We start from the raw sequence: 26,365 nt of genomic DNA, 5'->3' as shown, positions 1-26,365 counted from the left end.
ATTTGCTCTCGGTATGATTACCGCGATCAGCGTCGGTGCCTAAGCTCCGAAGGGCATATAGATGAGCTTTAGGGCGAGGGTTGATGGGAGAAACTAAAAAAGATGTCCCCCGGATTTATGCCCCGGCCGTACGTCGCGAATCCTGGAATGAGATAGGCGATTTCGCCCGTCGCCTTCTAAAATGCGGAAAGTTTCCAGTCTATAGCCAAATCACGGATAAGATCGAACAGGCGGCGGCAGTCACGCTGAGATTGAAGGACCAATCTTGAAGATGTGGCTTCAATCAACTGCATTTGGTTTCTCTTGTCAGCGGCTCGATACCGGGCTGATTGCACAGGTTTATCACCCCGACCGCCCCATGCGAGACTGGTCCGCGGTGTTCCCCCCGCCTATCGCCGATGAGCAGTTACAGTTTTGCGACAACCTGCTACTTCATGGGCAGTTCTTCGACAAATGACTGACAAGGCACACCAGTTTCGACAGGACTCAAAATGCTGTGGATTCTATATTGGCCGCGGTCTGGAGCTGTCCGGCAAGGGGTAGCAGTTATGAGTATCAGCGAGAATGGCACTGCGCGGTCAGCGCCGAACGGCCTGGCGACCACACCGTACGGTGTGCTGGTTTTTGCCCTGCAATGCTGATCGCGTCGTCCTGAGCCTCTCTCCCCGTTGTTGATCGCGTGACTGTGCTCTTAACCCGTGCATACAGCCATGCCGCAATTGCCCATATCGTCACCGTATCCCGTGGCCACGTCTCTGGCCACGGCGGTGCCGCATGCCAGTAGTAGGTCTGCGATAACCGCATGATCGATCCTATTTTACACGGAGCCTTGTTGTGCAACTTTCCAAAGCGCACCACATTCCTTGCATACTTGTTTTTTCGACGCTGCTCGGCGCCTGCCATCAGGAGCAGCCCGTGGCCAGCACCGCCCCTGTCGAAGTGGGTGTCTATACCATCACTGCGGCCCCTTTGACGCTCACAACCGATCTGCCAGGTCGGACCTCGGCTTATCGCGTAGCTGAAGTACGTCCCCAGGTCAGTGGCATTCTTGAACAACGGCTTTTCACTGAAGGCGCAGAGGTCAAGCAGGGGCAGCAGCTGTACCAGATTGATCCTCGCACCTACGTAGCCCAGCAGGCCCGCGCGGAGGCCAATCTGCGTAGCGCCCGAAACCTTGCCGAGCGGTACGAGCGCCTGTTGAAGACCCGCGCGGTCAGCCAGCAGCAGTATGATGACGCCCTTGCGGCCTGGAAACAGGCCGAGGCCGATAAACAAGTTGCCGATATCAATGTGCAATACACCGAGGTAATGTCCCCGATTTCCGGGCGCATCGGCCGTTCGGCCGTCACCGAAGGGGCGCTGGTGACCAATGGCCAAAGCAGTGCCATGGCAACTGTTAATCAGCTCGATCCGATCTACGTCGACGTGACTCAACCCATTACCAGGATCCTGGCGCTCAAGCGCGCACTGAGTTCTGGCGCGCTCAAGTCCGCAGGTGCCGATCAGGCAGAGGTCAGCCTTACCCTTGATGACGGTAGCGCCTACCCACTGACGGGCACGCTGAAATTCTCCGAAGTGAGCGTGGACGAGGGGACGGGTTCCGTGACCCTGCGGGCGGTGTTCCCCAACCCCGACCGAGCGCTGCTGCCCGGTATGTTCGTGCATGCCCAGTTGAAGGAAGGCGTGCGTGAGGGCGCCATGCTGGTGCCCGAGCAGGCGATCGTTCGCGATAGCCGCGGCATGGCCACTGCCTGGGTTGTCACCGCCGACAATCACGTCGAGCACCGCGACCTGTCGGTGGTTCGCACCATGGGCAATGCCTGGCTGGTAGACAGCGGCGTGAAACCCGGCGAGCAAGTGATCACCGAAGGTCTGCAGCACCTCGGTGCCACCAGCGTAGTGCACGCCACGCCGGCGCAAAACGTCGATCTCGATGCGCTGACCGCGTCACGATAAAGGTACTTTCCCCATGTCTCGTTTCTTCATTGACCGGCCGATTTTCGCCTGGGTCATTGCGCTGGTAATCATGCTGGGTGGTGGGTTAGCGATTCGCTCGCTGGCGGTCAACCAATACCCGAATATTGCCGCGCCTGCTATCCAGATCAGCGTAACGTACCCAGGGGCCTCGGCGCAGACCGTCCAGGACACCGTGGTGCAGGTGATCGAGCAGCAACTCAATGGCCTCGATGGCCTGCGCTACATCACCTCCAACTCCAACTCCGATGGCAGCCTGCAGATCATTGTGACGTTCGATCAAGGCACCAACCCGGATATCGCCCAGGTTCAGGTTCAGAACAAGCTCCAGCTTGCCGAGCCCATGCTTCCCGAAGAGGTGCAGCGCCAGGGCATCCGAGTGGTCAAATACCAGATCAACTTCATGTTGGTGATGGCGTTGGTGTCCAAGGACGGCCACCTCTCAAATTTTGACCTGGGCAACCTGATCGTCTCCCAATTCCAGGACCCCTTGGCGCGCACCAAGGGCGTGGGCGATTACCTGATCATGGGCGCTCAGAATGCCATGCGCATCTGGCTGGATCCGGCCAAGCTCAACAGCTATCAGCTTGTGCCCGAGGATGTTGTCGACGCCGTATCGGCGCAGAACGTGCAGGTGTCATCCGGCTCCATTGGCGGCTTGCCAACCCGTGGCGGTGTGCAGCTCAACGCCACGGTCATCGGCAAGACGCGTATGCGTACCGTAGATGAATTCAAGGAAATCCTGGTCAAGGTCCAGCCTGATGGCTCGCAGATTCGTTTGAAGGATCTGGGTGAGGTCACTCTGGGCAGTGAGAACTACTCGATCAGTGGCGAATACAACGGTAAGCCCGCCGCCGGTATCGCGCTGCGTCTGGCCACGGGTGCCAACCTGCTCGATTCGATTTCCCGAGTACGGGCCACGGTCGATAAGCTCAAGCCCTACCTGCCCGAAGGGGTGGAAGTAGTGTTCCCGTATGACACCTCACCGGTGGTCAACGCCTCGATTCACGCGGTCATCCACACCCTGTTCGAAGCCATCGCGCTTGTGTTTGTTGTCATGTTGCTGTTCCTGCAGAACATCCGCGCCACGCTGATTCCGTCGCTGGCGGTACCGGTGGTACTGCTGGGTACGTTTGGGGTGCTGTTCGCCTGCGGTTTTACCATCAACGTGATGACCATGTTCGCCATGGTGTTGGCAATCGGCTTGTTGGTGGACGACGCCATCGTGGTAGTGGAAAACGTAGAGCGGCTAATGGTGGAGGAACACCTCTCGCCTAAGGAGGCTACCTACAAGTCCATGGAGCAGATATCTGGCGCCCTCGTCGGTATTGGCCTAGTGATCAGTGCCGTGTTTTTGCCGATGGCTTTCTTCGGCGGGTCGGCAGGTATTATCTATCGCCAGTTCGCTATCACCATCATTTCCTCCATGGCGCTGTCGGTGCTGATTGCACTGGTGTTCACCCCGGCGCTCTGCGCCACGCTGCTCAAGCCGCATGCCTCCGGCAGCGGTCCCAAGAAGGGGTTTTTCGGCTGGTTCAATCGCACCTTTGAGAGCAATGCTGCCCGCTACGAACGTGGGGTCGGCCGATTGCTGCGAGCGCCCAAACGCACTTTTGCGATCTACGTGTTGCTGTTGGTGGGTGTGGCGCTGCTGTTTCGTGAACTGCCATCTTCCTTCCTGCCCGACGAGGACCAGGGCGTGATGATGGTTCAGGTGCAGACCCCTCCTAACAGCAGCGCGGAACGCACGCAGGTGGTCATGGACCAGGTGCGCGACTACGTGCTGGCGCATGAGCAAGGTGCGGTAAGTTCGGCCTTCGAGGTCAACGGCTTCAACTTCGCGGGCCGTGGTCAAAGCTCTGGTCTGGTGTTCATTGGCTTCAAACCCTTTGATGAGCGCACCACACCTGACCAAAGCGTGGCTTCGGTGGCCGCCCGCATTGGCCGGTTTGCGGCGGGCATCAAGGACGCCAACGTAGTCCCGATTGTGCCACCGGCCATTCAGGAAATGGGTAACGCCATCGGCTTCGACTTGTTCCTGCAGGACAATGCTGGCCTTGGTCATGCTGGGCTGATGAAGGCCCGTGACCAGTTTCTGGCACTGGCAGCCAAGGAGCCGATGCTACGCCTGACTCGCCCCAACGGGCTGAATGATGAAGGTCAGTATCAAGTCACCATCGATGACGAAAAAGCCCGCGCGTTGCAGGTATCCATTACCTCCATCAACGACACCATGTCCGTGGCGTGGGGGTCGTCGTATGTGAATGATTTCATTGATAAGGGGCGGGTCAAGAAGGTCTATGTACAGGGCCAGAAGGACTCCCGTCTGGCACCCGAGGACTTTGACAAGTGGTACGTACGTAACGATGTTGGGCAAATGGTACCGTTCTCGGCCTTCGCCAGCGGCAAGTGGATCTACGGTTCGCCAAAACTTGAGCGCTATGGTGGTATCCCTTCGGTGGAACTGCTAGGCCAGCCGGCTGACGGTTACAGTACTGGCGATGCGATGGCTGCGGTCGAGCGTCTGGCCGCGCAGCTCCCCAATGGTGTAGGGCTGTCCTGGACGGGACTGTCGTACGAGGAGCGTGCCGCAGGTTCTCAGGCACCCATGCTGTATGGGTTATCGCTGTTGATCGTGTTCTTGTGCCTGGCGGCGCTGTACGAGAGTTGGTCGGTACCGGTATCGGTTATGTTGGTAGTGCCATTGGGCGTGCTGGGTGCATTGGCGGCGACCTTGGGTCGCGGGCTATCCAATGACGTGTTCTTCCAGGTGGGCATGTTGACCACGATGGGTTTGGCGGCGAAGAACGCGATCCTTATCGTGGAGTTTGCCAAGGACCTGCACGAGAAGCATGGTCGTCCGTTGAGGGAAGCAGCCCTGGAAGCAGCGCGCCTGCGCTTGCGTCCAATCATCATGACGTCCATCGCTTTCGTGATGGGTACCTTACCCTTGGCCCGCGCGCACGGCCCTGGCAGTGGCAGTCAGCACTCGATCGGCACTGGCGTGGTCGGCGGTACGCTGGCGGCGACTTTCCTGGCGATTTTCTTTGTCCCCCTGTTCTACGTGAGCGTTATGAAACTGTTCACCTCCCGACGTTCGGCCAAGGCCGAGCACGCACAAGGAGCAAGCCATGAGGCATAAGCCGCTGTTGCTCGCTGTGGCTGCTTGCCTTGCAGGCTGCAGCTTTATCCCGACCTATCATCGCCCGAATATGCCCGTCCCCGGTGCCTACCCCCAGGGTGCCGCGTACGCGGCCCCGCAAGGGGGCGATGCGGCTCCGATCGACTGGCAGCGCTTCTTCAAGGATCCGGCCTTGCACCGCCTGATCGACCTGTCGTTGGCCAACAATCGCGACCTGCGCAAGGCTGCGCTGAACGTCGCCGCGTACCGGGCGCAGTTCCAGATCCAGCGTTCGGCACTGTCGCCGGAAATCGGCCTTGACGGCGAAGGGGGGCGCTCGCGTACCCCCGCCGACCTGTCCGACACGGGCAAACATTTGACCACCGGTGACAACGGCGTCTCGGTGGGCCTGACCAGCTATGAGCTGGACGTGTGGGGGCGGATCCGCAGCCTGTCGAAAGAGGCGCAGGAAACCTACCTGGCCAGTGAGGAGACCCGTCGCAGCGTGCGCATTGGCCTGGTGGCCGATGTAGCAGTTGCCTACCTGACCTGGCAAACCGATCAGCATCTGCTGGAGGTCACCCGTTCGACCCTGGATAATTATGGGCATAACCTGTCGCTGATCCAGGCCAGCAGCGATGCCGGTACCGCGTCGGACCTTGATGTCCGCCAGGCACGCACCTTGGTGGACAGCGCCCGTGGGCAAGTCCAGGCCTATACGCGCCAAGTCGCGCAGGACATCAACGCCTTGCGATTGCTGGTGGGCACTGATCTGCCGATGGGCATGCCGGTCATCTCGCTCGAAGCCCCGGTATTGGCACAAGTGCCAGCAGGTCTGCCTGCCAACCTGTTGCTGCAACGCCCGGATATTCGAGCCGCTGAGCATCAACTGTTGGCGGCCAACGCTGATATCGGCGCGGCCCGGGCAGCTTTTTTCCCCGCCATCACGCTGACCGCCAGCGCTGGTACGGCAAGCAGCCAGCTCAGTGGGCTGTTCGATCCTGGCTCGGAGAGCTGGTCCTTTGTACCGCAGATTCGCCTGCCCATCTTCACCGGTGGCAGGCTATCCGCCAGCCTGGACTACGCCAAAATCCAGAAAGACATCCATGTTGCCGATTATGAGCAAACTGTCCAGACCGCATTCCGGGAAGTCTCCGATGGCTTGGCAGCGATGGGCACCTGGGAGGAGGAACTCAAGAGCCAGCAGGACTTGGTACGTGCCTCGGACGAGTATGCGCAAATGGCCCAACAGCGTTATGACGAGGGGGTGGACAGCTATCTGACGTTGCTCGATGCCCAACGGCAGTTGCTGTCGGCTCGTCAGCAACTGTTGACTGACCGCCTTGCCGAACTGATCGCACAAGTCCAACTCTACAAGGCTTTGGGCGGGGGCTGGACTGAGGTTGATCAGGCTCCAGCCGTCGCGCACAACTCTCCTTAGACATCACCGGTTCCGGGCAGCGCAGTATGACGCCGCGTTGCGCCGGATCACGCCTTGGGAAGGCTGATACGGGCATTCATGCCGTGCGGGGAATTATGCAGCGTGACGTCCCCCCCGTGCTGCCGGGCAATGGACCGTGCGGTCGACAAACCCAGCCCCACACCACCGGTGTGGCGGTTGCGCGAGTGCTCCATACGGTAGAACGGGGTGAACACATGCTCCATTTCCTGGGCCGGTATTCCGGGGCCTTCGTCCTTGATATCGATCAGCACGTCGCTTGAGGTTTGCGACACCCTGATATGGGCTTGCGTACCGTACCGCACGGCGTTTTCAATCAGGTTGCGCAAGGCCCGCCGCAGTGAGTCAGGGCGGCAGGGGAGCGCTACTTTACCATCGCCATGGTAATTGACCTTCAGTCCCAGCTCCGCCAGATCTTCGCACAAGCTTTCCACCAGTGCCGTTATGTCGATCAACCGGGTGGACTCGCTAATGTATTCCCCACGTGCGTAGTGGATGGCGGCCTCGGTCATGGCACTGATTTCAGCAATGGTCCCCAGCATTTTTGCTTGCAGATCTGCGTCGCCCACGAACTCGGCACGCAGGCGCAAGGAGGTTAACGGTGTGCGCAGATCGTGCCCAATGGCAGCGAGCATGCAGGTTCGGTCCTCGACAAATCGGCGTATGCGCAGTTGCATGCGATTGAATGCCTTTGCCGTTCGCCTGATATCGGTAGGGCCGGTCTCTTGCAAGTCATCAGTGACTTCCCCGCGTCCCAGCTTTTCGGCGGCTTCGGCCAAGCGTTTCAATGGTCGGCTGATTTCACGGGCAATCAAGGCGGCGATGGCGGATAGGGCCAGGGCGGTGACCAGCCAGGAAAAAACTGCTTTTTTCTCAAAAGGCGAGCCTTCAACTGGTTTTGCATAGACAGCCTGCAACCAGCTGCCATCCTTGAGTGGGGTGGCAATTCCCATGACGTTCAGGGGAGCAAGATAGACGAACTTGGCCGGGCGCGGAGAAGGCCAGAGGTTGGCAGCCGGTGTGCTCCAACTTGCCAGCGTATCAATGCGTTCGGCCGGCAGATTCTCGCTGGCTACCTTGGCGTTCAGGCGAGCGTCCTCAAGGTGATCATTGCCCGACAGTGGCTCAAGCAGATGCTCGCGTGCCGATGCCCACCATTGGGAGGGCGTGCGTGGCTCATTGCTGTTGACCCAGAATCGCCCATAGGTGGTGTTGCTGACATTGAGAATACCGTCGCGGGTTTCGACAGGCATGCTGTCCAGCAATAGCGCAAGGGACGCCGAGCGGTTCAGGAACTCGCCCTTGGCCACCTCGCGCAGAGCACTGCCGCGCTCATCCCATGAGATGCCCAGCGTCAATAATTGCGAGGTGATCAGTGCTAGCAGCAACAGAAAAATGAACCGCGCCGTGAGGTTGGTTTCCCACGGCTTTTTCATGAGCCGCAATCCAGCAGCGAGAACGAATAGCCACCGCCCCAATGGGTTTTGATGTGCCTGGGTTGCCTGGGATCGGTCTCTATTTTCTTGCGCAGCCGGCTGACCTGGTTGTCGATGCTGCGGTCGAAGTAGTCCTGCTGGCGCCCTGCGACCTGCTCCAGCAATTCGTCACGGGTGAGCACTTGCTCCGGATGGTCGACAAATACACATAGCAGCTTGAATTCCGAAGCGCTCAATGGTGTGGAGATGCCATCGGCTCCGACCAGTTCGCGCAGCTTGCGGTTAAAGGTCCATTGGCCGAATTGGATTGACTCCGTTACTTGGGGCGTGGGCGCCTCAACCGGACGTTGCACTCGGCGCAGGATGGCCTTGATGCGTGCCAGCAGTTCGCGCGGATTGAAGGGTTTGGCCAGGTAATCGTCGGCACCCAGTTCAAGGCCCAATATCACGTCCAGATCTTCGGTCATCGCACTTAAGAAAATAACCGGTATATCCGTATGAGTGCGCAGGTGTCGGCACAGGCTCAGGCCATCTTCTCCGGGCATCATCACGTCGAGAATTACAAGGTCGGGTGGTTGAACTTCAAGTAACTGGCGAAGTGACAAGGCATTTTCACAGGTCGTGACGTGGTAGCCATGTTGGCGAAGATATTGGCCGACCAAGTCCCGAATGTCTTCGTAGTCATCGACGATGGCAATGTGCGTTGCGCTGTTCATGAGGTGCGATTCGTCAGTTTTTTAAGCTTTCAGGGTAGAGGAGAGCGCCATAAAAGGAAAGCGTGGCCCCGCCTCGCAGGGGGTGTAAGCGATGTTCGCAGCGGTGGATACAGTTTTGCGACAAGGTTCTACAAGAGGGTGATAAGCCCGACAACACAGCGACAAAATTCGCTTGTTTCGGGAGGATTCAGATTCCTTGGCGGCCTATATTCGCCGAAGTGAAAATTACCCCTATCCAAGGAACAAATGAAATGAATAACTCATCCAAGATGTTGTTGCAGTGTGCCTGTTTGGTGCTTACCGTGGCCGCTGGCACACCGTTGGCGACTGCCGGTGAATATCACTACGGCGACAATATGGATATTGCCAAAGTAGTGAGTATCGATACGCCAACTTCCCCTACCTGCAAGGTGGTGACCTCTACCATGCGCTACATCGATTCGACCGGCGCTGAGAAAACGGTCGAGTTCCGTCAGCTTGCGGATTCCTGCACGGCGTCCGATTAAGCACCAAGGTGCTGGCCCATCAGTTAGCGTTGCTGGTGACCCGCAGCCCCTGTGCTTGCCGGTCAAGTCAATTTATTCTCTGCGTTTGAGTTCGTCGAGTGCGTGCCTTGCGCATAGCGCCCAAAAAAAGCGAAGTAACCTATGGACAAGCAACTTATCAACGACCTGCGCAGTGCCTTGGTGCGTCTGCAGGCTCATCCTGGCCAACTACGGGAAACTGACCACCCGGTAAATCCCAAGGCGCAACTGGCCGGCGTGTACCGCCGCATCGGTGCTGGCGGCACGGTCCAGCGCCCAACCCGGCTGGGCCCGGCGATGATCTTCAACAACATCGAAGGCTACCCCCATTCCCGCGTGCTGGTAGGCCTGATGGCCAGCCGCGAACGCGTCGGCCTGCTGCTGGACAGCGCCCCGGAAAAGCTCGCCGAACGCATGGGCGAAGCGGTGAAAAACCCCATCGATCCCGTGATCATTGACCACGCCGACGCCCCTTGCCAGGAAATAGTCTTTCACGCCCAGGACCCCGACTTCGACATTCGTACGCTACTGCCCGCACCCACCAATACCGCCCAGGACGCCGGACCGTTCTTCTGCCTGGGCCTGGTGCTGGGCAGCGACCCGGAGTTGGGCCACACCGACGTCACCATCCACCGCCTGTGCGTGCAGGACCGTGACAAGCTGACCATCTTCTTCGCCCCCGACCGCCACATCGACCACTTCCGCCAGAAGGCCGAAGCCGCCGGCAAGCCGCTGCCCATCACCATCAACATGGGCCTGGACCCGGCGATCCCCATCGGCGCCTGCTTCGAGGCACCCACCACGCCTCTGGGCTTCGATGAACTGAAGATCGCTGGCGGCCTGCGCGGCCAAGGCGTGGAACTGGTGGACGCGGTCAGCGTAAATCAGAAGTCCATCGCCCGCGCCGAGATCGTCATCGAAGGCGAGATCCTGCCCTACGAGCGCATGCGTGAAGACATCAACACCAACACCGGCCACGCCATGCCGGAGTTCCCCGGCTACAACGGCCCGGCCAACCCGACGCTGCCGATCATCCGCGTTACCGCGGTCACCATGCGCCGCGACGCTATCCTGCAAACCCTGGTAGGCCCGGGCGAGGAACATACCAACCTGGCCGGCATCCCCACCGAAGCCAGCATCCGCAACGCCGTGGACCTGGCCATGCCGGGCTTTCTGGTCAACGTGTATGCCCACACGGCGGGCGGCGGCAAGTTCCTGGCGATTTTGCAGGTGGCCAAGCGCAAGGCAGGCGACGAAGGCCGTCAGCGCCAGGCGGCGATCATTGCCCTGGGCGTGTACCGCGAATTGAAAAACGTGATCCTGGTGGACGAGGACGTCGACCCGTTCGACTCCGACGACGTGCTGTGGGCCATGCAGACCCGCTATCAGGGCGACATGGACACGATCTTTCTACCCGGCGTGCCAGGCCATGTGCTCGACCCTTCCCAAGGCCCGGAATACAACCCGGCGCTGCTGGTGCGCGGCAACACCTGCAAGACCATCTTCGATTGCACGGCGCCGTTCCATCTGCGCGAGCACTTCACCCGCGCCGAATTCGTCGACGTCGATCCGCACCCCTATGCCCCTGAACTGTTTCCCCGGAGGCCAGCATGAGTGACCCAGGTCGGTACCAGGATAGCGCTTCACCCGCCGGGTTCTCCTGCTACATCTTTGACTTGCAGGGTAGAGTGCTGATAACCCGCCGGGCCCTGGGCAAAGAAACCTGGCCAGGCGTATGGAGTAATTCGGTATGCGGCCACCTCGACGCAGACGAGCCGCTGGAGGCAGCAGTAAAACGACGCTGTGCCTTTGAACTGGGTGTAGTGGTGGATCAGGTTGAGTTGCTCATGGAGGATTTCAATTATCACGCCGACGGCGCTGACAGCACCCTGGAGCAGGGGTATCGCTCCGTGCTCAGGGCAATGACGTACGGAACGCCCCGTCCCGAGCCAGCCGAAGTCATGGAATGGCAGTGGGTCAATGCTGAGGCCGTGCTGGGCAGTGCCAGGGCTGCGCCGTTCGCATATAGCCCATGGATGGTCGCGCAGTTGCAGGCAATCCTGGTTCGCGGGCTTTACCTACGTTGGCTCGGCAGACGAAAAAGCCGAAGGCTAGGTCCGTTGCCCCAGCGTTGGTAGGCGCAATGGCTGACACCAAGGGCAAATCTTGGCAATTGCAAATATCCGGGCATAGGTGTTACGTGAATTCAGGGGGGGCGCCACTTGCCCCCACAGTCGGGATGAGCCTCCACCACAACAGGGTGGAGGCTTGTGCGGGTAACGGCAATCTATCCTTTCTTGGGGAACAACTCCGGCGCCCAAAGGCTGGGATCTACGTCCTTGAATTGGGCTCGTTCGAAATGCTGTTTCAGGTGGAAAGGGACCGTGCAGTCGAAGATCGTCTTTGTGGTCGTACCCTTGGTCGCAACCCGCGGGTCATACTCGGGTGTTTGCGACGGATCGAGCACGTGCCCGGCAATCCCTGGCAGGAATGTCGTGTCCAGGTCACCACTGTAGCGGGTCTGCATGGCCTATAGCACATCATCGCTGTCGAACAGTGGTGGGCCTGCTCGCCGGCACCGGCTTCACAATGTCAATATTCATCGCAGGCTTGGCTTTCGAGGACGGACATCTGCTAGCGGCAGCTAAGCTGAGCGTGCTTTGTGCCTCGTCAGCCTCCGCAGTTGTTGGGCTGTCGTGGGGACTGCTGCACTTTAAGGGGAAACGTACCTCTAGGTAGGGCTTTCGGCCAAGTCCGGAGTATCACCGATGCTTTGATACGAAATCTGGGAGGGGGTATCTATCCGCCTAGGCGACGCGCGCCACCAGGTTAGCCGCCAGTAAATGATCTAAGAGCCACGCTCTGGTACGGTAAGCTACCAATTTCGCTCTGGTCGGTACGATGAGCTACACACTTCCTGCCCAGCACATGCTCGAATCCCTATTGGCCGCGAGGCGCCCCTGTTTCTGCTCGACAGTAGTGTCAAGGTGGTAGGCACCGATGCCTGGAACTGGGGCGCGCGATTCAAATACACCCGCGAGCGCTTCGGGCAGACCGGTGACCCGTTAGCCATCTGGGAAGGGCAAAATGCAGGCCGCGACATCGGCTGTGTGCAGATGGAAAAATTGTCCCATCTGAAGCAGCTGCCTCCGTTCGGTTTCATGATCTCGTGCTTTCCGTACAAGATTGAGAGAGCCTCGGTCGGTTCGTCAGGGCGGTGGAAATTTTCGAAGAGTAGGTTAGCGGTCGTCAGACTGCACCCGGGTTAGCCTCCAAACTGAGACGGGGTCTGGCCGCCGCTGCTATGAAGCTGTGGAGTCAGATCTTGCTGGCTTCTTCGGCCACAACTTGCCGCAGCCAGGTCAGCCCTACATCGCTGGAGCGGTTTTTGTGCCACTGCAGCATCTGACTCAAAGGCGGCATCACCACCGGTGTTGGCAGCACCCTGAGCGGAAGGTAGGCGGCCGCTCTAGTTGCCAACCGGCGGTGAACCGTGGCGATTCGATCTGTCCCCACCACTAGCAATGGTGGGAAGGTGAGGTTGGAGGTGATGACCCCCGATTTGCGTTCTGCCCCATAACGTTTCAGGAACCAGCCGTCGAAGGCGGGAAGGTGATTGGGCCCCTGTTCTACCGTGACATGTGATGCCTCGATGTACTCTTCGAAGCTCAAGGTCTCGCCGAACCTGGTGCTTTCCGACCACACCACGCAGTCGTAACTTTCCTCGTAAAGCTTCTGGCTGGGGTGTTCTTCTGCCATGAACTGCTCGGGCAGCAGCATCAGGTCAGCGTCGCCGCGTTCGAGCATTTCGAACGCCGTGTGCTGGGCGATCAACTCGATCTTCATGTGAGGGGCTTCGTGCGCCAGGCGGCGTACCAGCGCGGGCACTAGCAACAGCATGGTCAGCTCCGAGACCAACAGGCGATAGGTACGATCATCCGTGGCTGGATCGAAGTTGGGGCGGGTGACAATGGTGGTGTCGATGGTCATCAGCACCTCTCGAACCGGTATCACCAAGGACTCCGCCAGCGGTGTAAGTACCAGGTTGCGGCCAAACAGTACCAGCAATTCATCGTCGAAATACTCGCGTAACCGCGCCAGTGCGCCGCTCATGCCCGACTGGCTGAGATTCACCGTGTCGGCGGCCTGGCTAATGTTTTTCTGTGCGAGCAACACGTCAAGTGCGACCAGCAAATTCAAATCCAGGCCTTTGAAGCGCATGCGTTGACTCCGTATCCATGGGGGCGATGAGCATCTACCGAGGTATCGATGTTACCGCTGGGTGCGGGGGCGGACAATCCTGCCATGAACGGATGCGGTTGAGCTGAAACGACAAACAGACCCTCCCTTCCAGCTACCGGTTTTAGCGATACATAACATCCTTACAAGCGATTTCCCAAGCAACAGCGATTAAGACAAGCTGATTTCAACCAGGCACTGAACCGCTTGGACGCTAACCGCGATTCAGGACAACCGACTGAAGAACTGAAGATTGGAAGCGATACACAGTCGTCCTGCATGAAGCGATAGCACCCACAAAAATAACAAGAGGGTACATCGATGGCTTCTCGAAAGACTGCCGCGTCGCGGCATGCACCCGTGACCCTTACCCTTGCGGCAAGTCTAGTTTTCGGCATCCATGGCGTCCAGGCGTTCCAGATCGAAACGGATAACCAGGACCTCACGCTGCACTGGGACAACACGATCAAATACAGCGCGGCCAGCCGCCTGCAGAACCCCAGCGCGCAGTTGTCGAAAACCCCGACTGCACTCAACCAGGATGACGGTGATCGCAACTTCAAGAAGGGGCTGATTTCCAATCGCCTTGACCTGCTCTCTGAGTTCGACGTCAGCTACAAAAACTACGGTGCTCGCGTCAGCGGTGCTGCCTGGTATGACACCCAGTATCAGAAAAACAACGACAACACTGACCCCTCTCGCTCCAATCAGGCCTCGGTAGCGTATAACCATTTTACCGATGACACCCGCCATCTGCATGGTGGCGATGGCGAGCTGCTGGATGCGTTCGTGTACTGGAACGGTGACCTGGCTGACCACTCGACCTCAGTACGCCTGGGCCGCCATGCCCTGATTTGGGGGGAAAGCCTGTTCTTTGGTGCCAACGGCATTGCCGGCGGCATGGCACCGGTAGACGTGGTCAAGGCCCAGTCGGTGCCCAACACCGAGTTCAAGGAATTGATCCGGCCAGTCGATCAGCTGTCGGGCACCTTCCAGCTGAGCAATGATCTCACCATGGGTATGTTCTACCAGTTTGAGTGGGAAGCTACGCGCCTGCCGGGTGCGGGCAGTTATTTCGCTGTCAGCGACACCATTGGAACTGGCAACGAACGTCTGATCGTGGGTGATCCCTTCCCTGCATTCCTGGGAGGTAACGCAAACAGCCCCCAGGCTTTCTACCATGGCAGCGATGAGCAGGCGCGCAATACCGGGCAGGGCGGTATTCAGCTCAAGTACAACGCTGACACTGTCGAGTACGGTCTGTATGCATTGCAGTACCACGACAAAACCCCACAGCTGTATTTGAAACCCGTCACCGGCTCGCCGGACTTCAGCACCGGCAACATCGGTGACTACTACTGGGTATACCCCGAAGACATTCGCGTCCTGGGCACCAGCTTTTCCACGACGGTAGGCGCCTACAATTTCGCCGGTGAAGCTTCCATGCGTTGGAACATGCCATTGGTGTCGGACGCACCCACCGTGCTGGCCGGGATGAGCGCCGACAACGATGACCATCCACTGTATGCCGTGGGGCACACCGCCCACCTCAATCTCAACGTGCTGGCTTCATTCGATCCCAACTTCTTGGCAAACGAGTCGGCACTTGTGGCGGAAATCGCCTGGAACCGTTTGCTCAGCGTGACTCGAAACCCCGATGCGCTGGACCCGGGGGCTACCCGCGATGCGGTGGGCCTGAAGGCGGTATACACCCCTACGTACCGCCAGATGTTCAGCGGCGTGGATGTCAGCGTCCCGGTGGGCTTGAGCTATTTCCCCATGGGGAAATCTGCGGTGGTCAGCAACTTCGGCCCCACCCGAGGTGGGGACATGAACATCGGGATTTCGGCCACCTACCTGGACCGAATCACCGCTGGGTTGACGTACACCCATTACTACGGGCCCGCCGCTACCTACCTCAACGCGTCGAACCAGTACAACTTCGAACAGACGCTGAAAGACAGGGATTACCTGTCGTTTTCCGTGAAGACCACGTTCTGACAGGACCTTGCGCATGAAGACTCGATTTGCATTGAAGACGTTGTGTGTCGCCGTGTTGAGCGTGGCCGTCATGGCCGGCCAAAACAGTTTCGCCAGCACCGCCCAAGAGGCCGCCAAACTTTCCACCACCCTGACCCCATTGGGCGCCGAGCGTGCTGGTAATTCCGCCGGGACCATCCCGCCCTGGGACGGTGGCTATGCCAAGGTAGATGCTGGTTTCCAGGCGGGCGGCAAGCGCCCTGATCCTTTCAGCGCTGAAAAACCACTGTTCAGCATCACCGCCAAAAATCTCGCTCAATACGCTGACAAGCTCACGGACGGGACAAAGGAGATGTTCAAGCGCTACCCCGATACCTATCGCGTCGACGTATACCCCACTCACCGCACGGCAGCGGCACCGCAATGGGTGTACGACAACACCCTGAAAAACGCTACCCGGGCCAAGCTGGTCGATAGTGAGTCGGGGCCAGTGCCTCAGGGTGCCTTCGGTGGCATTCCCTTCCCGATTCCGCAGAACGGCGCCGAGGTGATCTGGAACCACTTGCTCAGCTGGCGGGGTACTTCGATCTCCATGCGGCCACGCCACTACCTGATGACGGCAGACGGTGCCCAGGTATTGACCGCCGATGGCAAAGCCATCCAGGAAATGCCTTATTACTTCCAGGACGGCTCGCCGGAAACCTTCAATGGCAACTATTGGAGTTTCCGCATGCTCGACGTGGGTCCACCCATCCGTGCGGGGGAGCAGATCCTGGGGCAGGCCAATATCGACGACGAAAAGTCTCAGTCCCACGTGTACCTGACCGGTCAGCGTCGGGTGCGCAAGTTGCCCAATGCGTGTTGCGATACGCCGACGCCGGCGACCGCCGGGGTCATGTCATTCGATGAACTGAGCGTTTTCACTGGGCGTATCGATCGCTTCACCTGGAAGCTGATCGGCAAGCAGGAAATGTACATCCCATATAACAACAACAAAGTGCTCAACGCCGACAAGCCCGAACCGGTACTGGCTGCTCACCACCTCAACCCAGACTACGTGCGTTGGGAACTGCATCGGGTGTGGGTGGTTGAGGCTGATTTGGCGCCCGGCAAGCGCCATCAATTGCCCAAAAGCCGTTACTACATTGACGAAGACAGTTGGCAGGCTGTGCTGGGTGACCGTTGGGACGCCAGTGGAAAGTTGGCCAAGACCCTGTGGACGCTGCCGGCGCTTCTGCCCGAAATTCCTGCACAAGTCACGCTGACGGCGGGGTTCTACGACCTCACTTCTGGCGCCTGGTTTGTCCAAAGTCTCTACGCCGGGCAGCAGGATCGCTATCGCATCGTCGATCGCTTCAAGCCGTCGGAGTTTTCCCCTGAGGCCATGGCCGGTCAAGGGGTGCGTTAACGCAGTCCCGGATAGGTCGTGCCTTGGGCACTGGCCTTTCCGGTTGTCCATTTCGAGGTGAGCAATGAACAAAAACAACATGCTCCTGACCCTGCCGTTGCTGCTGTTATCGATCATGGCCAGCGCTCAGCCAGTTGCCACCGTGGGCCCGGTACTGAGTACGCCGGCCATGTCGATGGCTGACCGTCAGGCGGTGGTGATGATCGATGTGACGCGCGCCGGCGATCGCCTAGTTGCGGTGGGGGAGCGCGGTGTCGTGCAGGTGTCGCAGGACAACGGGCAGCACTGGCGCCAAGTACCGGTACCGGTGTCGGTGACACTGACGGCGGTGCGCTTCGCGGATGCGTCCCACGGCTGGGCCGTGGGCCATGGCGGCGTGGTGCTAGCCACGATCGACGGTGGAGATCATTGGCAACTGCAACTGGATGGCGCCCGCGCGGCGCAGCTGGAACTTGAAGCTGCGCAGAAGCCAGCGGCCAATGTGGAGCAGGACGCACAGGCAGCACGCCTGCGGAGCGCCCAGCGCCTAGTGGCCGACGGTGCTGACAAGCCATTTCTGGCGTTGGAGTTCGTCGATGCCCGTCAGGGCATGATCGTCGGCGCCTTCGGTCTGGCCTTTCGCACTGCCGATGGTGGCGCTACCTGGCAGTCGGCAATGGGCGACATCGTCAATCCATCGGGTCTGCACCTGTATGCGGTCACCCATTTGGCACACCGTTGGTTTCTGGCCGGTGAGCAAGGTTTTTTGGCGCGCTCCGACGATGGAGCGGGACATTTCTCTATGTTGCAAAGCCCCTACGCCGGCACCTTCTTTACCTTGCAGACCCGTACCGACGGTGCGCTGCTGGTGGCTGGCCTGAAGGGCAATGCTTTCATCAGCAGCAATGGTGGTGACACCTTCACAAGCATGCCCGTACCCGTGCCGGTTTCCATCGGCAGTGCGACTCAATTGGCCGATGGCAGGGTGGTGCTGGCCAATCAGGGTGGGGTGTTGTTCAGCAGCGATGCCCGCCACGGCGACACGTTGCTGCCCTTGCAGGTACCGCCGGGCGTGCCCGTATCGGGCTTGGCCCAGGCGGCTGATGGCAGTCTGATCGTTGCTGGATTCACCGGCCTGTCGCGTCTGCCGCAGTCGACCACAATCGCCCCGGAGTGAGGCTATGAAGATGGATTCCGTACAACCACGCCCGCTACCCAGTGGTGAATTCGACCCTCGTTCGGGGTCAGTGGTGGAGCGCGCCTTGTTCAACCACAGGCTGTGGGTGCTGCTGATCTGCCTGGCCACCACGCTGTTCCTGGGGTTCAACGCCACCAAGGTCCAGCTCAACGCCAGTTTCGAGAAGATGATCCCTACCCACCATCCCTACATTGCCAACTACCTGGATCATCAGAAAGAACTCAGCGGTCTAGGCAATGCTTTGCGCATTGCCGTGACCAACGAGCACGGCGACATCTACGAGCCTGGGTACCTGAAAACGCTGCAGGCGCTCAATGATGCTATTTACCTGATCCCCGGCGTTGACCGGGCCTACATGAAATCGCTGTGGACACCGGCGACTCGGTGGGTAGCAGTGACCGAGGATGGCCTGGACGGTGGTCCCGTGATCCCGGATGCGTATGACGGCAGCCAAAAAAGCCTGGCACAGCTGCGCGTGAACGTGCAGCAGTCCAACGAAGTCGGGCAGTTGGTCAGTTTCGATCAGCGTTCGAGCATCATTTACGTGCCCTTACTAGCCACGACCCCGGACGGCAAACCGCTAGATTACGCCCATCTGTCCGAGCAACTGGAAGACTTGCGCAAGACTTACCAAAGTGACGCAATTGGCATTCACATCACCGGCTTCGCGAAAAAAGTCGGAGACCTGATCGACGGTCTGCGCCAAATCCTGTTGTTTTTTGCGGTGGCCATCGCCATTACCACCGTGGTTCTGTATGTCTACACCCGGTGCCTACGTAGTACGCTGCTGGTGGTCAGCTGCTCAATGATCGCGGTGCTGTGGCAGTTGGGCCTGTTACCGCTGTTGCATTACCAGCTCGACCCGTATTCGGTGCTGGTGCCATTCCTGGTTTTCGCCATCGGTATGAGTCATGGCGCCCAAAAAATGAATGGCATCATGCAGGACATCGGCCGAGGTATGCATCGGGTGGTGGCGGCTCGTTTTACCTTCCGGCGGCTGTTCCTGGCAGGGTTGACGGCTTTGCTGTGTGACGCGGTAGGCTTTGCTGTGCTGATGATCATCAAGATCCAGGTCATCCAAGACCTGGCGTTGATCGCCAGCATCGGTGTGGCGGTGCTGATCTTCACTAACCTCATCCTACTGCCGGTCCTGCTGTCCTACATCGGCGTCACTCCACGGGCTGCCCAGTTGAGCCTCAAGAGTGAGCATGCAGAGCGCGATGGGCAGCGTCGCCACGCCTTTTGGCGCTTGCTGGACCTGTTTACCCGTCGCCGCTGGGCTACGGCCTGTATCCTGGTGAGTATCGGGCTGGCCGGCATTGGCTTCACCGTGGGCTTGGGCCTGAAAATTGGCGACCTGGATGCCGGCGCCCCTGAGCTGCGCGCCGATTCGCGCTACAACCAGGACGATGCCTTCCTCACACAGCATTACGGGGCCAGCAGCGACTTGTTCGCGGTGATGGTCAAAACCCCGGTCGGCGGGTGCGCCAACTACGCGACCTTGGCCAAGGTTGATGCTCTGGATTGGCAGCTGCGCGCTCTGCAGGGCGTGGACTCGACCAACTCCCTGGCGTTGCTAAACCGCCGCATGCTGGTGGGGCTGAGTGAGGGAAGCGCCAAATGGTATGAGCTGCAGAACAACCAGTCGATGCTCAACATGGTCACCGCTGGTGCGCCTCGCGGCCTGTATAACGAGGATTGCAGCCTGCTGACGGTGTACGCCTACCTCACAGACCACAAGGCTGAAACCCTCAGCCGTCTGGTGGACCACGTGGCGCAGTTCGCCGCGGCTAATGATACCGACGACGTCAAGTTCCTGCTGGCCGCGGGCAGCGCCGGCATCGAAGCAGCAACCAACATCGTGGTCAAGCAGGCCAATCGCGAGATGCTCGCTTGGGTCTACGCTGCGGTGATCGTTCTTTGCCTGATTACCTTCCGTTCCTGGCGCGCGACATTGTGCGCAGTGATCCCACTGATGCTTACCTCGATTCTCTGCGAGGCGTTGATGGTGTGGCTGAACATTGGCGTGAAGGTCGCGACTTTGCCGGTGATCGCCCTGGGCGTGGGCATTGGCGTGGACTACGCGCTCTATGTGATGAGCATTCTGCTGGGCCACTTGCGCCAGGACGCAAGCCTGTCTGAAGCCTATTACCGGGCGCTGGTGTCGACCGGGAAGGTCGTAATGCTGACCGGAATCACCCTAGCAGTGGGGGTGGCTACCTGGATGTTTTCCCCCATCAAGTTTCAAGCCGACATGGGTGTGCTGTTGGCGTTCATGTTCGTGTGGAACATGGTGGGCGCGCTGTTCCTGGTGCCCGCGTTGGCCTGTTTCCTTTTGCCTTCTGCTAAACGCACTGGTGGCTCCCTGACACAGCCGCACACTGCGGCTGGCTTGGTGACGCCGTTAGTGATGCACAAGCCTGAGCCTGATTGTGTACCGACCCCGCAGCGTTACATCGGCTAGCGGGGGTTATCCACCATCCATAAGGACAACAATAAAAATGCTTATGTCGATGATCAAAGGTTTTCTGATGGTGTTGGCCGCTGGCCTCATCAGTTATGGCGCAGCGATCTGCGCCGCCGAATTGCGTGCCGTCCAGGAGCAGGATCAACCATGAAGCTGGCCAGTCTGAAAAATCAACATCGTGATGGCCGTCTGGTCGTCGTCTCGCGGGATCTGCAGGTGGCGGTGGATGCATCCGATATTGCCGCCACGCTTCAGCAGGCCATTGAATCGTGGACGCAGGTAGAGTCAATGCTGCAGGTCCGCTACCAGCAGCTCAATGCGCGGGTGTTGCCGGGCGCCTTTGAGTTCGATCCGGCCCAGGCACTGGCGCCATTGCCTCGCGCCTATCAGTGGTGCGACGCCTCGGCGTTTTTGAGCCACGGCGAGTTGATGCAGAAAGCTTTTGGCTTCGCGCCCATCGACGGCGTCGAGCACACGCCCTTGATGTACCAAGGCGCGGGGGACGATTTCATCGGCGGTCGTGACGACATTGCGTTGCCTAGTGAGGAGCAGGGTATTGATTTCGAAGGTGAGTTCGCTGTCCTGATAGATGACGTCCCATTGGGCTGCAGCGCCGCCGAGGCAGCGTCGCACATCAAGCTAATCCTGCAAGTCAATGATGTGAGCCTGCGTGCATTGGCACCGCGGGAAATGAAAACTGGCTTCGGTTTTCTTCACGCCAAACCTTCGTCCAGTTTCGCTGCAGTAGCTGTTACTCCAGATGAACTGGGCGATGCCTGGCACGATGGGCGGGTGCATTTGCCCTTGAACATTAGCTGGAACGGCGAATGGTTTGGCCACCCCCATGGCGGGGCGATGCATTTCAGCTTCTTCGAGTTGGTAGCCCATGCGGCGCTCACTCGGCGCCTGGGGGCGGGCACACTGATCGGTTCGGGCACCGTGTCCAACCATGACCGGAGCGTCGGCTCGGCCTGTATTACCGAGCGGCGAGCCATCGAAATGATTGCCGACGGCAAGCCGCGCACTGGTTTTATGCGCTTTGGCGACCGCGTACGCATGGATGTCATGGGCCGCGATGGCGGCTCAATCTTCTCTGCCATTGATCAACGTGTCGTGCGTACCAAGCACGTTTGAGAGGTCGCCCATGCGAATACTGGTCACTGGGGCGGGAGGGTTTATCGGCAGTAGGCTGGTGGAAAGACTCCTGGCGCAAGGCGTGCTCAGAGGACAGGCGATCACCCGATTGCTGCTGTTAGATCATGCTATCGACAGAGCGCCTGATGACTCACGGGTTCGCCTGCACCTCGGTAGTTTCAACAATGCCGCATTGCTGCGTCGAGTGCTGGCAGATGGTGTCGATGTGGTCTTTCACCTGGCTAGTACTGGTAATGAGGTGGCAGAGGTGGATTTCGAGAGGGGTTACCAGGTCAACCTGCTGGCCACGCTGGAGCTGTTTTCACAATTGCGCGCACTGCCCAGGCCGGCACTCGTTGTGTTCGCCAGCAGCACGCTGGTGTATGGGCAGCCTGAGGCGGCCGGCAGGTTCAAGGAACCTCATGCCCCAAACCCCGACCAGTCCTATGGCGCGCACAAGCTGATGGTGGAAACAGCCCTGGCCGACTTGTCCCGTCGAGGTGACCTGGACGGACGTGCGGTGCGCCTGCCACCCATTATCGCCCGGTTACCTGAACAAGGCGGAGGGACTTGTGCATTCATGGGCGAGCTGCTGCTGGCGATTGACCGGCAACGGGCCTTCCAGTGCCCGGTGTCGGCCACTACCACGGGCTGGTGGATGTCGCTTCCCTGTTGCGTGAACAACCTGGTGCATGCTGCTGAATTGCGCATCCGCCCGCGAGACAGCCAGCGCGTCTGGCAGCTGCCGTTGCTGCGGCTAACGGTTAACGCCGTGGCTACCGCCGCTGCGCGCGCCTGTGGCACCGACCATACGCAGTGGGTGAGCTACCCACAGGAGACTGGCAGCCAGACGCTGCCCAGCTTGCCGGCTTTTGCCACTCCTCAGGCCCGGCGCTGGGGGTTTCAACACGATGGCAGCGCGGCACGTCTGGTGCGCGCTGCGCTGAACATCCCAAGCCAATCACAATAATCATTCATCACCGGAGCCTGCCCATGGCCAAGCATTTCGTGGACCTATCAGTCACGTTGGAAAACAACCCTTACACCGACCCTCCGCCGTTGCTGCCCAAGATTGAATACATGGACCACCAGCAAGGTTGGCCGGAAATGGCCGCGATGTTTCCGGGCCTCACCCTGGATCAGATGCCCGGCCACGAGTCCTGGGCTGCCGAACGCCTACAGATCACTACCCACAGCGGCACGCACATGGATGCGCCCTGGCACTATGCCTCGACCACGGATGGCGGCAAGCCGGCCTGGGGTATTGATGAGCTGCCGCTGGACTGGTGCCTGCGCCCCGGAGTGAAACTGGACTTTCGACATTTGCCAGACGGGCACGTGGTCAGCGCTGCCGAAGTGGCCGCTGAGCTTGAGCGTATCGGGCACCGCCTTCAGCCGCTGGACATCGTCCTGGTCAATACCCGCGCCGGGGCGATTTTCGGCCAGCCGGGTTACCTGGATGCCGGCGTCGGCATCGGCCGCGAAGCCACGCTCTGGCTGCTGGAGCAAGGGGTGCGGGTGGTGGGTACAGATGCCTGGAGCTGGGACGCACCGTTCAAGTTCACCCGTGAACGCTTCGCTGCCAGCGGCGACGCGTCAATCATCTGGGAAGGGCACAAGGCGGGGCGAGACATCGGTTATGGGCAGATGGAGAAACTGGCCAACCTGGACCAATTGCCTGCCCATGGCTTCGAGGTGTCCTGCTTTCCCTACAAGATAAAGCATGCCTCGGCGGGGTTCGTGCGCGCCGTGGCCATCTTTGAATCGTTTTGAATGCAACGGAAGTGTCGGAGGTTTGCATGAGTCAGATTGAGCTTTACAACGCCGCGGTGTCTACCTGCAGTCAGCGGGTACGGTTCGTTCTGGCGTACAAGGAACTGCCCTACGTCAACCGATGGGTGGCGCTGGAGCGCAGCGAGCATTTGGCCCCTGAGTATCTGGCGATCAACCCGAACGGGTTGTTGCCGGCGTTGAAACACGATGGGCGTGCCATCGTTGATTCGAGTGTGATCAATGAGTACCTTGAAGAAGTCTTTCCCGAGCGTGCGCTGATGCCAGGTACGGCCTACGAGCGTGCTCAAGTACGGGCGTGGGTCCAGTATCTGGACGAGGTCATGACGCCGTCCATTCGCTACCCCTCCTTCCAGACGTTCTTCGGCGGTTTTCTGCGGGGGATGACGACGCAGCAGCGTGAGGCATTTGCTGAACGCTTGCCCGTGCGGAAGTACTTCGCCCTGGAAGTGAGCAGTGAGGGGTTCTCCCAGCAAAAACTGGACGATGCCAGGGAGCGCATCGTGGCCTCGCTGCTGCGTATGGAACAGGCGCTGGCCAACAGCCGCTGGATCGCCCACGACAGCCTGACGCTGGCCGACGTGGCGATGATGCCCAGCGTGGTCCGTCTCCAGGATTTGGGGCTTGCGTCGCTATGGGCTGACCTGCCGGGTGTGAGCCGCTGGTACGAAGCGTTGCAAACGCTGCCGGCATTCGCCAGCGCTTACGGGGCAGGGTCTCGGCTGGGACACGGGGTGAGCCAGTGACGCTTGAAGTCAAGGTATTGAGCAAGTGCGACGAGGCCGAGGGCATCTGCAGTTTTGAATTAGTTAGCGCAGAGGGTGACCAGCTGCCAGCCTTCACAGCTGGCTCGCACATCGACGTCCACGTGGCACCGGGGCTCACGCGGCAGTACTCACTGTGCAACCACCCGGAGGAGCGCCACCGCTATGTGATTGCCGTGTTGCGTGAGCCGACGTCGCGGGGCGGCTCAAAAGGCATGCACGAGGGCATCCAGGTCGGCGACACGCTGGCCATAGGCGAGCCGCGCAACCTGTTCGAGCTGGCGCCGGCTGCGAGCAAGTACCTGCTGTTTGCCGGCGGCATCGGCATCACGCCGATCCTTGCCATGGCCTATTCACTGTCCCACCAAGGGCTGGATTTCGAGCTGCATTACTGCAGCCGCTCGGCCGAACGGGCGGCCTTCGTCAAATTGCTGGCCGCGTCGCCGTTTGCCGCTTGCGTGCAGACGCATTTCGATGATGGCGCGCCCGAGCAGAAGCTCGACATCGCCAATGTGCTGCGAACGCCGGCTCCAGGCGAGCATGTGTATGTGTGCGGCCCGGGTGGATTCATGGATTTCGTCCTGGGTTCGGCGGCCAAGTTTGGCTGGCCGGTCGAGCAGGTGCACCGTGAATATTTTGCCGCGCCGGTGGTAGAGCACGATGCCAATCAGGCCTTTGAAGTGGAACTGGCGCGTTCTGGCCAGGTGTTTGTGATTCCTGCAGAGAAAAGTGTGTTCGAAGTACTGGATGCTGCAGGCGTTAGCCTTGAAACCTCGTGCGAACAGGGGATTTGTGGCTGCTGCTTGACCCGTGTGCTGTCGGGTATTCCCGACCATCGAGACCAGTTCATGACCGATGCCGAACACGCGCTCAATGATCAGTTCACCCCGTGTTGCTCACGCTCCCGGTCGCCGCGGCTGGTGCTGGACCTCTGACAACGACAAAAATAGCCTGAGAGAAGCAAAATCATGAGTGTCGCGATTGTCGACCCAAGCGTTTCGGCGCCGCTTGCGACCTATCCGGTCAATCAGTGGTACGTGGCAGCCCTTGGTTGGGAGCTCAAGGACAAGCCCCTGGGCCGTACACTGCTGGGCCAGCCCTTGGTGTTGTTCAGGGATGCCCAAGGCCAAGTCGCCGCGCTGGAAGACCGCTGCTGCTACAGGGCGCTGCCGTTGGCCAATGGCACCCTGGAACATAGGCATCTGCGCTGCGGGTACCATGGCCTGCTGTTCGACGGGCAGGGCCTGTGCGTCGAGGTGCCTGGCCAGGCCAAGGTACCCAGCAAGGCCAAGGTGCCAACCTTTGTGGTGCGCGACCGGGATCAGATCATCTGGCTGTGGTACGGCAGTGAGGCGCATCCGCAGCCCACCGTCGAGCCCCCGGCATATGAAGTGCACAGCAGCGGCCAATACCTGTTCGACGGCGACGTCTACCATTACGACGCCCCTTACCAGCTTATTCACGACAACCTGCTGGACCTCAGCCACCTGGGGTATGTACATCTGCGCACCATTGGCGGCAACGCCAATATCCACATGAACGCCGATATGCAAGTCCTGGGGGACGGTCATACGGTCAAGGTGGTGCGGCACATGCTCGATTCTGCGCCACCACCCACCTACACGGCCGCATACCCATTCAAGGGCAATGTGGATCGCTGGCAGGAAATTGAATTCCACGTCAGCCACCTGCGCATCTGGACTGGGGCTGTCGACGTCAACACTGAGTCGGTGGCAAACCCAGGGCGTGTTGGTTTCCACATGCGTGGCTTTCATGGGGTGACACCGGAAACCGAAACCACCAGCCACTACTTCTGGACCATGGCCACCAACCCTGTCAGCGACCCTGAAGCGGTCAAGGCGAAGGTCATTGAGCAGACGCAACTGACGTTCGACGAGGACAAGGTGGTTATCGAAGCGCAGTATCGCGATATGTGCCGGTTTGGCGCTCGGCAGATGATCGATATCCATGTGGACGTTGGCGCCAACCGCGCTCGCAAGATTGTCGAGCAACTGCGCGCGGGGGATTGAGTTTCCAGCAGAGCACAAAACACTTTGGGACCGGGCGAAGCTCGGGAAGCGAACGACTCTTTGGTCCAGGTCTGCCGCTTCCCGGGCTTCGCTGTGTCCTGCAGAGAGGGGCGCAGTGGGTGGCGTGTGCTTATGGGAGATCTAT

At 59.6% G+C, this 26,365-nt stretch carries 20 protein-coding genes and 2 pseudogenes; 19 read left to right on the top strand and 3 right to left on the bottom strand.

Annotated features, from left to right (window positions below):
• The first annotated feature begins 265 nt into the window (after nt 1-265).
• The 4 genes from ACWKWX_RS13515 to ACWKWX_RS13500 all read left to right on the top strand — a co-directional run bounded on the left by ACWKWX_RS13515 (nt 266) and on the right by ACWKWX_RS13500 (nt 6,536).
• Nucleotides 266-457: a hypothetical protein gene (locus ACWKWX_RS13515; RefSeq protein WP_483828008.1), complete on the top strand. Its 192-nt coding sequence runs from the start codon at nt 266-268 to the stop codon at nt 455-457.
• A gap of 401 nt (nt 458-858) precedes the next feature.
• A complete protein-coding gene (locus tag ACWKWX_RS13510) occupies nt 859-1,956 on the top strand; it encodes an efflux RND transporter periplasmic adaptor subunit (protein ID WP_483828093.1) in 1,098 nt (365 codons plus the stop codon).
• A 13-nt stretch (nt 1,957-1,969) separates the two neighbouring features.
• Entirely contained in the window at nt 1,970-5,116 is a 3,147-nt protein-coding gene (locus ACWKWX_RS13505) for an efflux RND transporter permease subunit (protein WP_483828007.1), read from the top strand.
• Nucleotides 5,106-6,536 carry an efflux transporter outer membrane subunit gene (locus ACWKWX_RS13500; protein WP_483828006.1) on the top strand — a complete coding sequence of 477 codons (1,431 nt, stop codon included), beginning with the start codon at nt 5,106-5,108 and terminating at the stop codon, nt 6,534-6,536. Before ACWKWX_RS13505 ends, ACWKWX_RS13500 begins: the two co-directional genes overlap by 11 nt.
• Nucleotides 6,537-6,583: 47 nt before the next feature.
• Here ACWKWX_RS13500 and ACWKWX_RS13495 read toward each other — a convergent pair whose 3' ends face one another.
• The gene (locus ACWKWX_RS13495) at nt 6,584-7,990 is read right to left on the bottom strand and encodes an ATP-binding protein (RefSeq protein ID WP_483828005.1); all 1,407 of its coding nucleotides are present in this window, start codon (nt 7,988-7,990) and stop codon (nt 6,584-6,586) included.
• Complete coding sequence (locus ACWKWX_RS13490) at nt 7,987-8,706, bottom strand: response regulator (RefSeq protein ID WP_483828004.1); 720 nt, start codon at nt 8,704-8,706, stop codon at nt 7,987-7,989. Before ACWKWX_RS13490 ends, ACWKWX_RS13495 begins: the two co-directional genes overlap by 4 nt.
• A 251-nt stretch (nt 8,707-8,957) precedes the next feature.
• Here ACWKWX_RS13490 and ACWKWX_RS13485 point away from each other — a divergent pair, with 251 nt between their 5' ends.
• From ACWKWX_RS13485 to ACWKWX_RS13465, 5 genes and pseudogenes are all read left to right on the top strand, one after another.
• On the top strand, nt 8,958-9,212 hold the full coding sequence (locus ACWKWX_RS13485) for a DUF2790 domain-containing protein (protein WP_483828003.1): 255 nt from the start codon (nt 8,958-8,960) through the stop codon (nt 9,210-9,212).
• 141 nt (nt 9,213-9,353) lie between these two features.
• Nucleotides 9,354-10,844, top strand: a complete 1,491-nt coding sequence (locus ACWKWX_RS13480) for a UbiD family decarboxylase (protein WP_483828002.1) — start codon at nt 9,354-9,356, stop codon at nt 10,842-10,844.
• The gene (idi, locus tag ACWKWX_RS13475) at nt 10,841-11,368 is read left to right on the top strand and encodes an isopentenyl-diphosphate Delta-isomerase (protein WP_483828001.1); all 528 of its coding nucleotides are present in this window, start codon (nt 10,841-10,843) and stop codon (nt 11,366-11,368) included. The genes ACWKWX_RS13480 and idi overlap by 4 nt, the downstream gene beginning before the upstream one ends.
• A 418-nt stretch (nt 11,369-11,786) precedes the next feature.
• Nucleotides 11,787-11,969, top strand: a pseudogene (locus tag ACWKWX_RS13470) (Na+/H+ antiporter NhaA); the annotation flags it as partial.
• 191 nt (nt 11,970-12,160) lie between these two features.
• Nucleotides 12,161-12,468 (top strand): annotated as a pseudogene (locus ACWKWX_RS13465) (cyclase family protein); the annotation flags it as partial.
• 80 nt (nt 12,469-12,548) lie between these two features.
• On the opposite strand, the gene ACWKWX_RS13460 reads toward ACWKWX_RS13465, so the two are convergent.
• Nucleotides 12,549-13,451, bottom strand: a complete 903-nt coding sequence (locus tag ACWKWX_RS13460; protein WP_483828000.1) for a LysR family transcriptional regulator — start codon at nt 13,449-13,451, stop codon at nt 12,549-12,551.
• Between the two features lie 339 nt (nt 13,452-13,790).
• Here ACWKWX_RS13460 and ACWKWX_RS13455 point away from each other — a divergent pair, with 339 nt between their 5' ends.
• The 10 genes from ACWKWX_RS13455 (at nt 13,791) to ACWKWX_RS13410 (ending at nt 26,220) form a co-directional block, all read left to right on the top strand.
• Nucleotides 13,791-15,470: a DUF1302 domain-containing protein gene (locus ACWKWX_RS13455; protein WP_483827999.1), complete on the top strand. Its 1,680-nt coding sequence runs from the start codon at nt 13,791-13,793 to the stop codon at nt 15,468-15,470.
• A gap of 13 nt (nt 15,471-15,483) precedes the next feature.
• A complete protein-coding gene (locus tag ACWKWX_RS13450) occupies nt 15,484-16,857 on the top strand; it encodes a DUF1329 domain-containing protein (RefSeq protein ID WP_483827998.1) in 1,374 nt (457 codons plus the stop codon).
• A gap of 64 nt (nt 16,858-16,921) precedes the next feature.
• Complete coding sequence (locus ACWKWX_RS13445) at nt 16,922-18,013, top strand: WD40/YVTN/BNR-like repeat-containing protein (RefSeq protein WP_483827997.1); 1,092 nt, start codon at nt 16,922-16,924, stop codon at nt 18,011-18,013.
• 10 nt (nt 18,014-18,023) lie between these two features.
• On the top strand, nt 18,024-20,498 hold the full coding sequence (locus tag ACWKWX_RS13440; protein WP_483828092.1) for an efflux RND transporter permease subunit: 2,475 nt from the start codon (nt 18,024-18,026) through the stop codon (nt 20,496-20,498).
• Nucleotides 20,499-20,648: 150 nt separating this feature from the next.
• Nucleotides 20,649-21,635, top strand: a complete 987-nt coding sequence (locus tag ACWKWX_RS13435) for a fumarylacetoacetate hydrolase family protein (RefSeq protein WP_483827996.1) — start codon at nt 20,649-20,651, stop codon at nt 21,633-21,635.
• 10 nt (nt 21,636-21,645) lie between these two features.
• On the top strand, nt 21,646-22,605 hold the full coding sequence (locus ACWKWX_RS13430; RefSeq protein ID WP_483827995.1) for an NAD-dependent epimerase/dehydratase family protein: 960 nt from the start codon (nt 21,646-21,648) through the stop codon (nt 22,603-22,605).
• A gap of 23 nt (nt 22,606-22,628) precedes the next feature.
• On the top strand, nt 22,629-23,408 hold the full coding sequence (locus ACWKWX_RS13425) for a cyclase family protein (RefSeq protein WP_483827994.1): 780 nt from the start codon (nt 22,629-22,631) through the stop codon (nt 23,406-23,408).
• A 26-nt stretch (nt 23,409-23,434) separates the two neighbouring features.
• Nucleotides 23,435-24,172 carry a glutathione S-transferase family protein gene (locus ACWKWX_RS13420; protein ID WP_483827993.1) on the top strand — a complete coding sequence of 246 codons (738 nt, stop codon included), beginning with the start codon at nt 23,435-23,437 and terminating at the stop codon, nt 24,170-24,172.
• Complete coding sequence (locus ACWKWX_RS13415) at nt 24,169-25,125, top strand: PDR/VanB family oxidoreductase (RefSeq protein ID WP_483827992.1); 957 nt, start codon at nt 24,169-24,171, stop codon at nt 25,123-25,125. Before ACWKWX_RS13420 ends, ACWKWX_RS13415 begins: the two co-directional genes overlap by 4 nt.
• Before the next feature lie 33 nt (nt 25,126-25,158).
• The gene (locus tag ACWKWX_RS13410; protein WP_483827991.1) at nt 25,159-26,220 is read left to right on the top strand and encodes a Rieske 2Fe-2S domain-containing protein; all 1,062 of its coding nucleotides are present in this window, start codon (nt 25,159-25,161) and stop codon (nt 26,218-26,220) included.
• Nucleotides 26,221-26,365 lie beyond the last annotated feature (145 nt).

This window comes from Pseudomonas imperatae (genome assembly GCF_057128625.1).
Note: the sequence above shows the minus strand (reverse complement) of the source record. Positions and strands in the feature narration are given on the sequence as shown.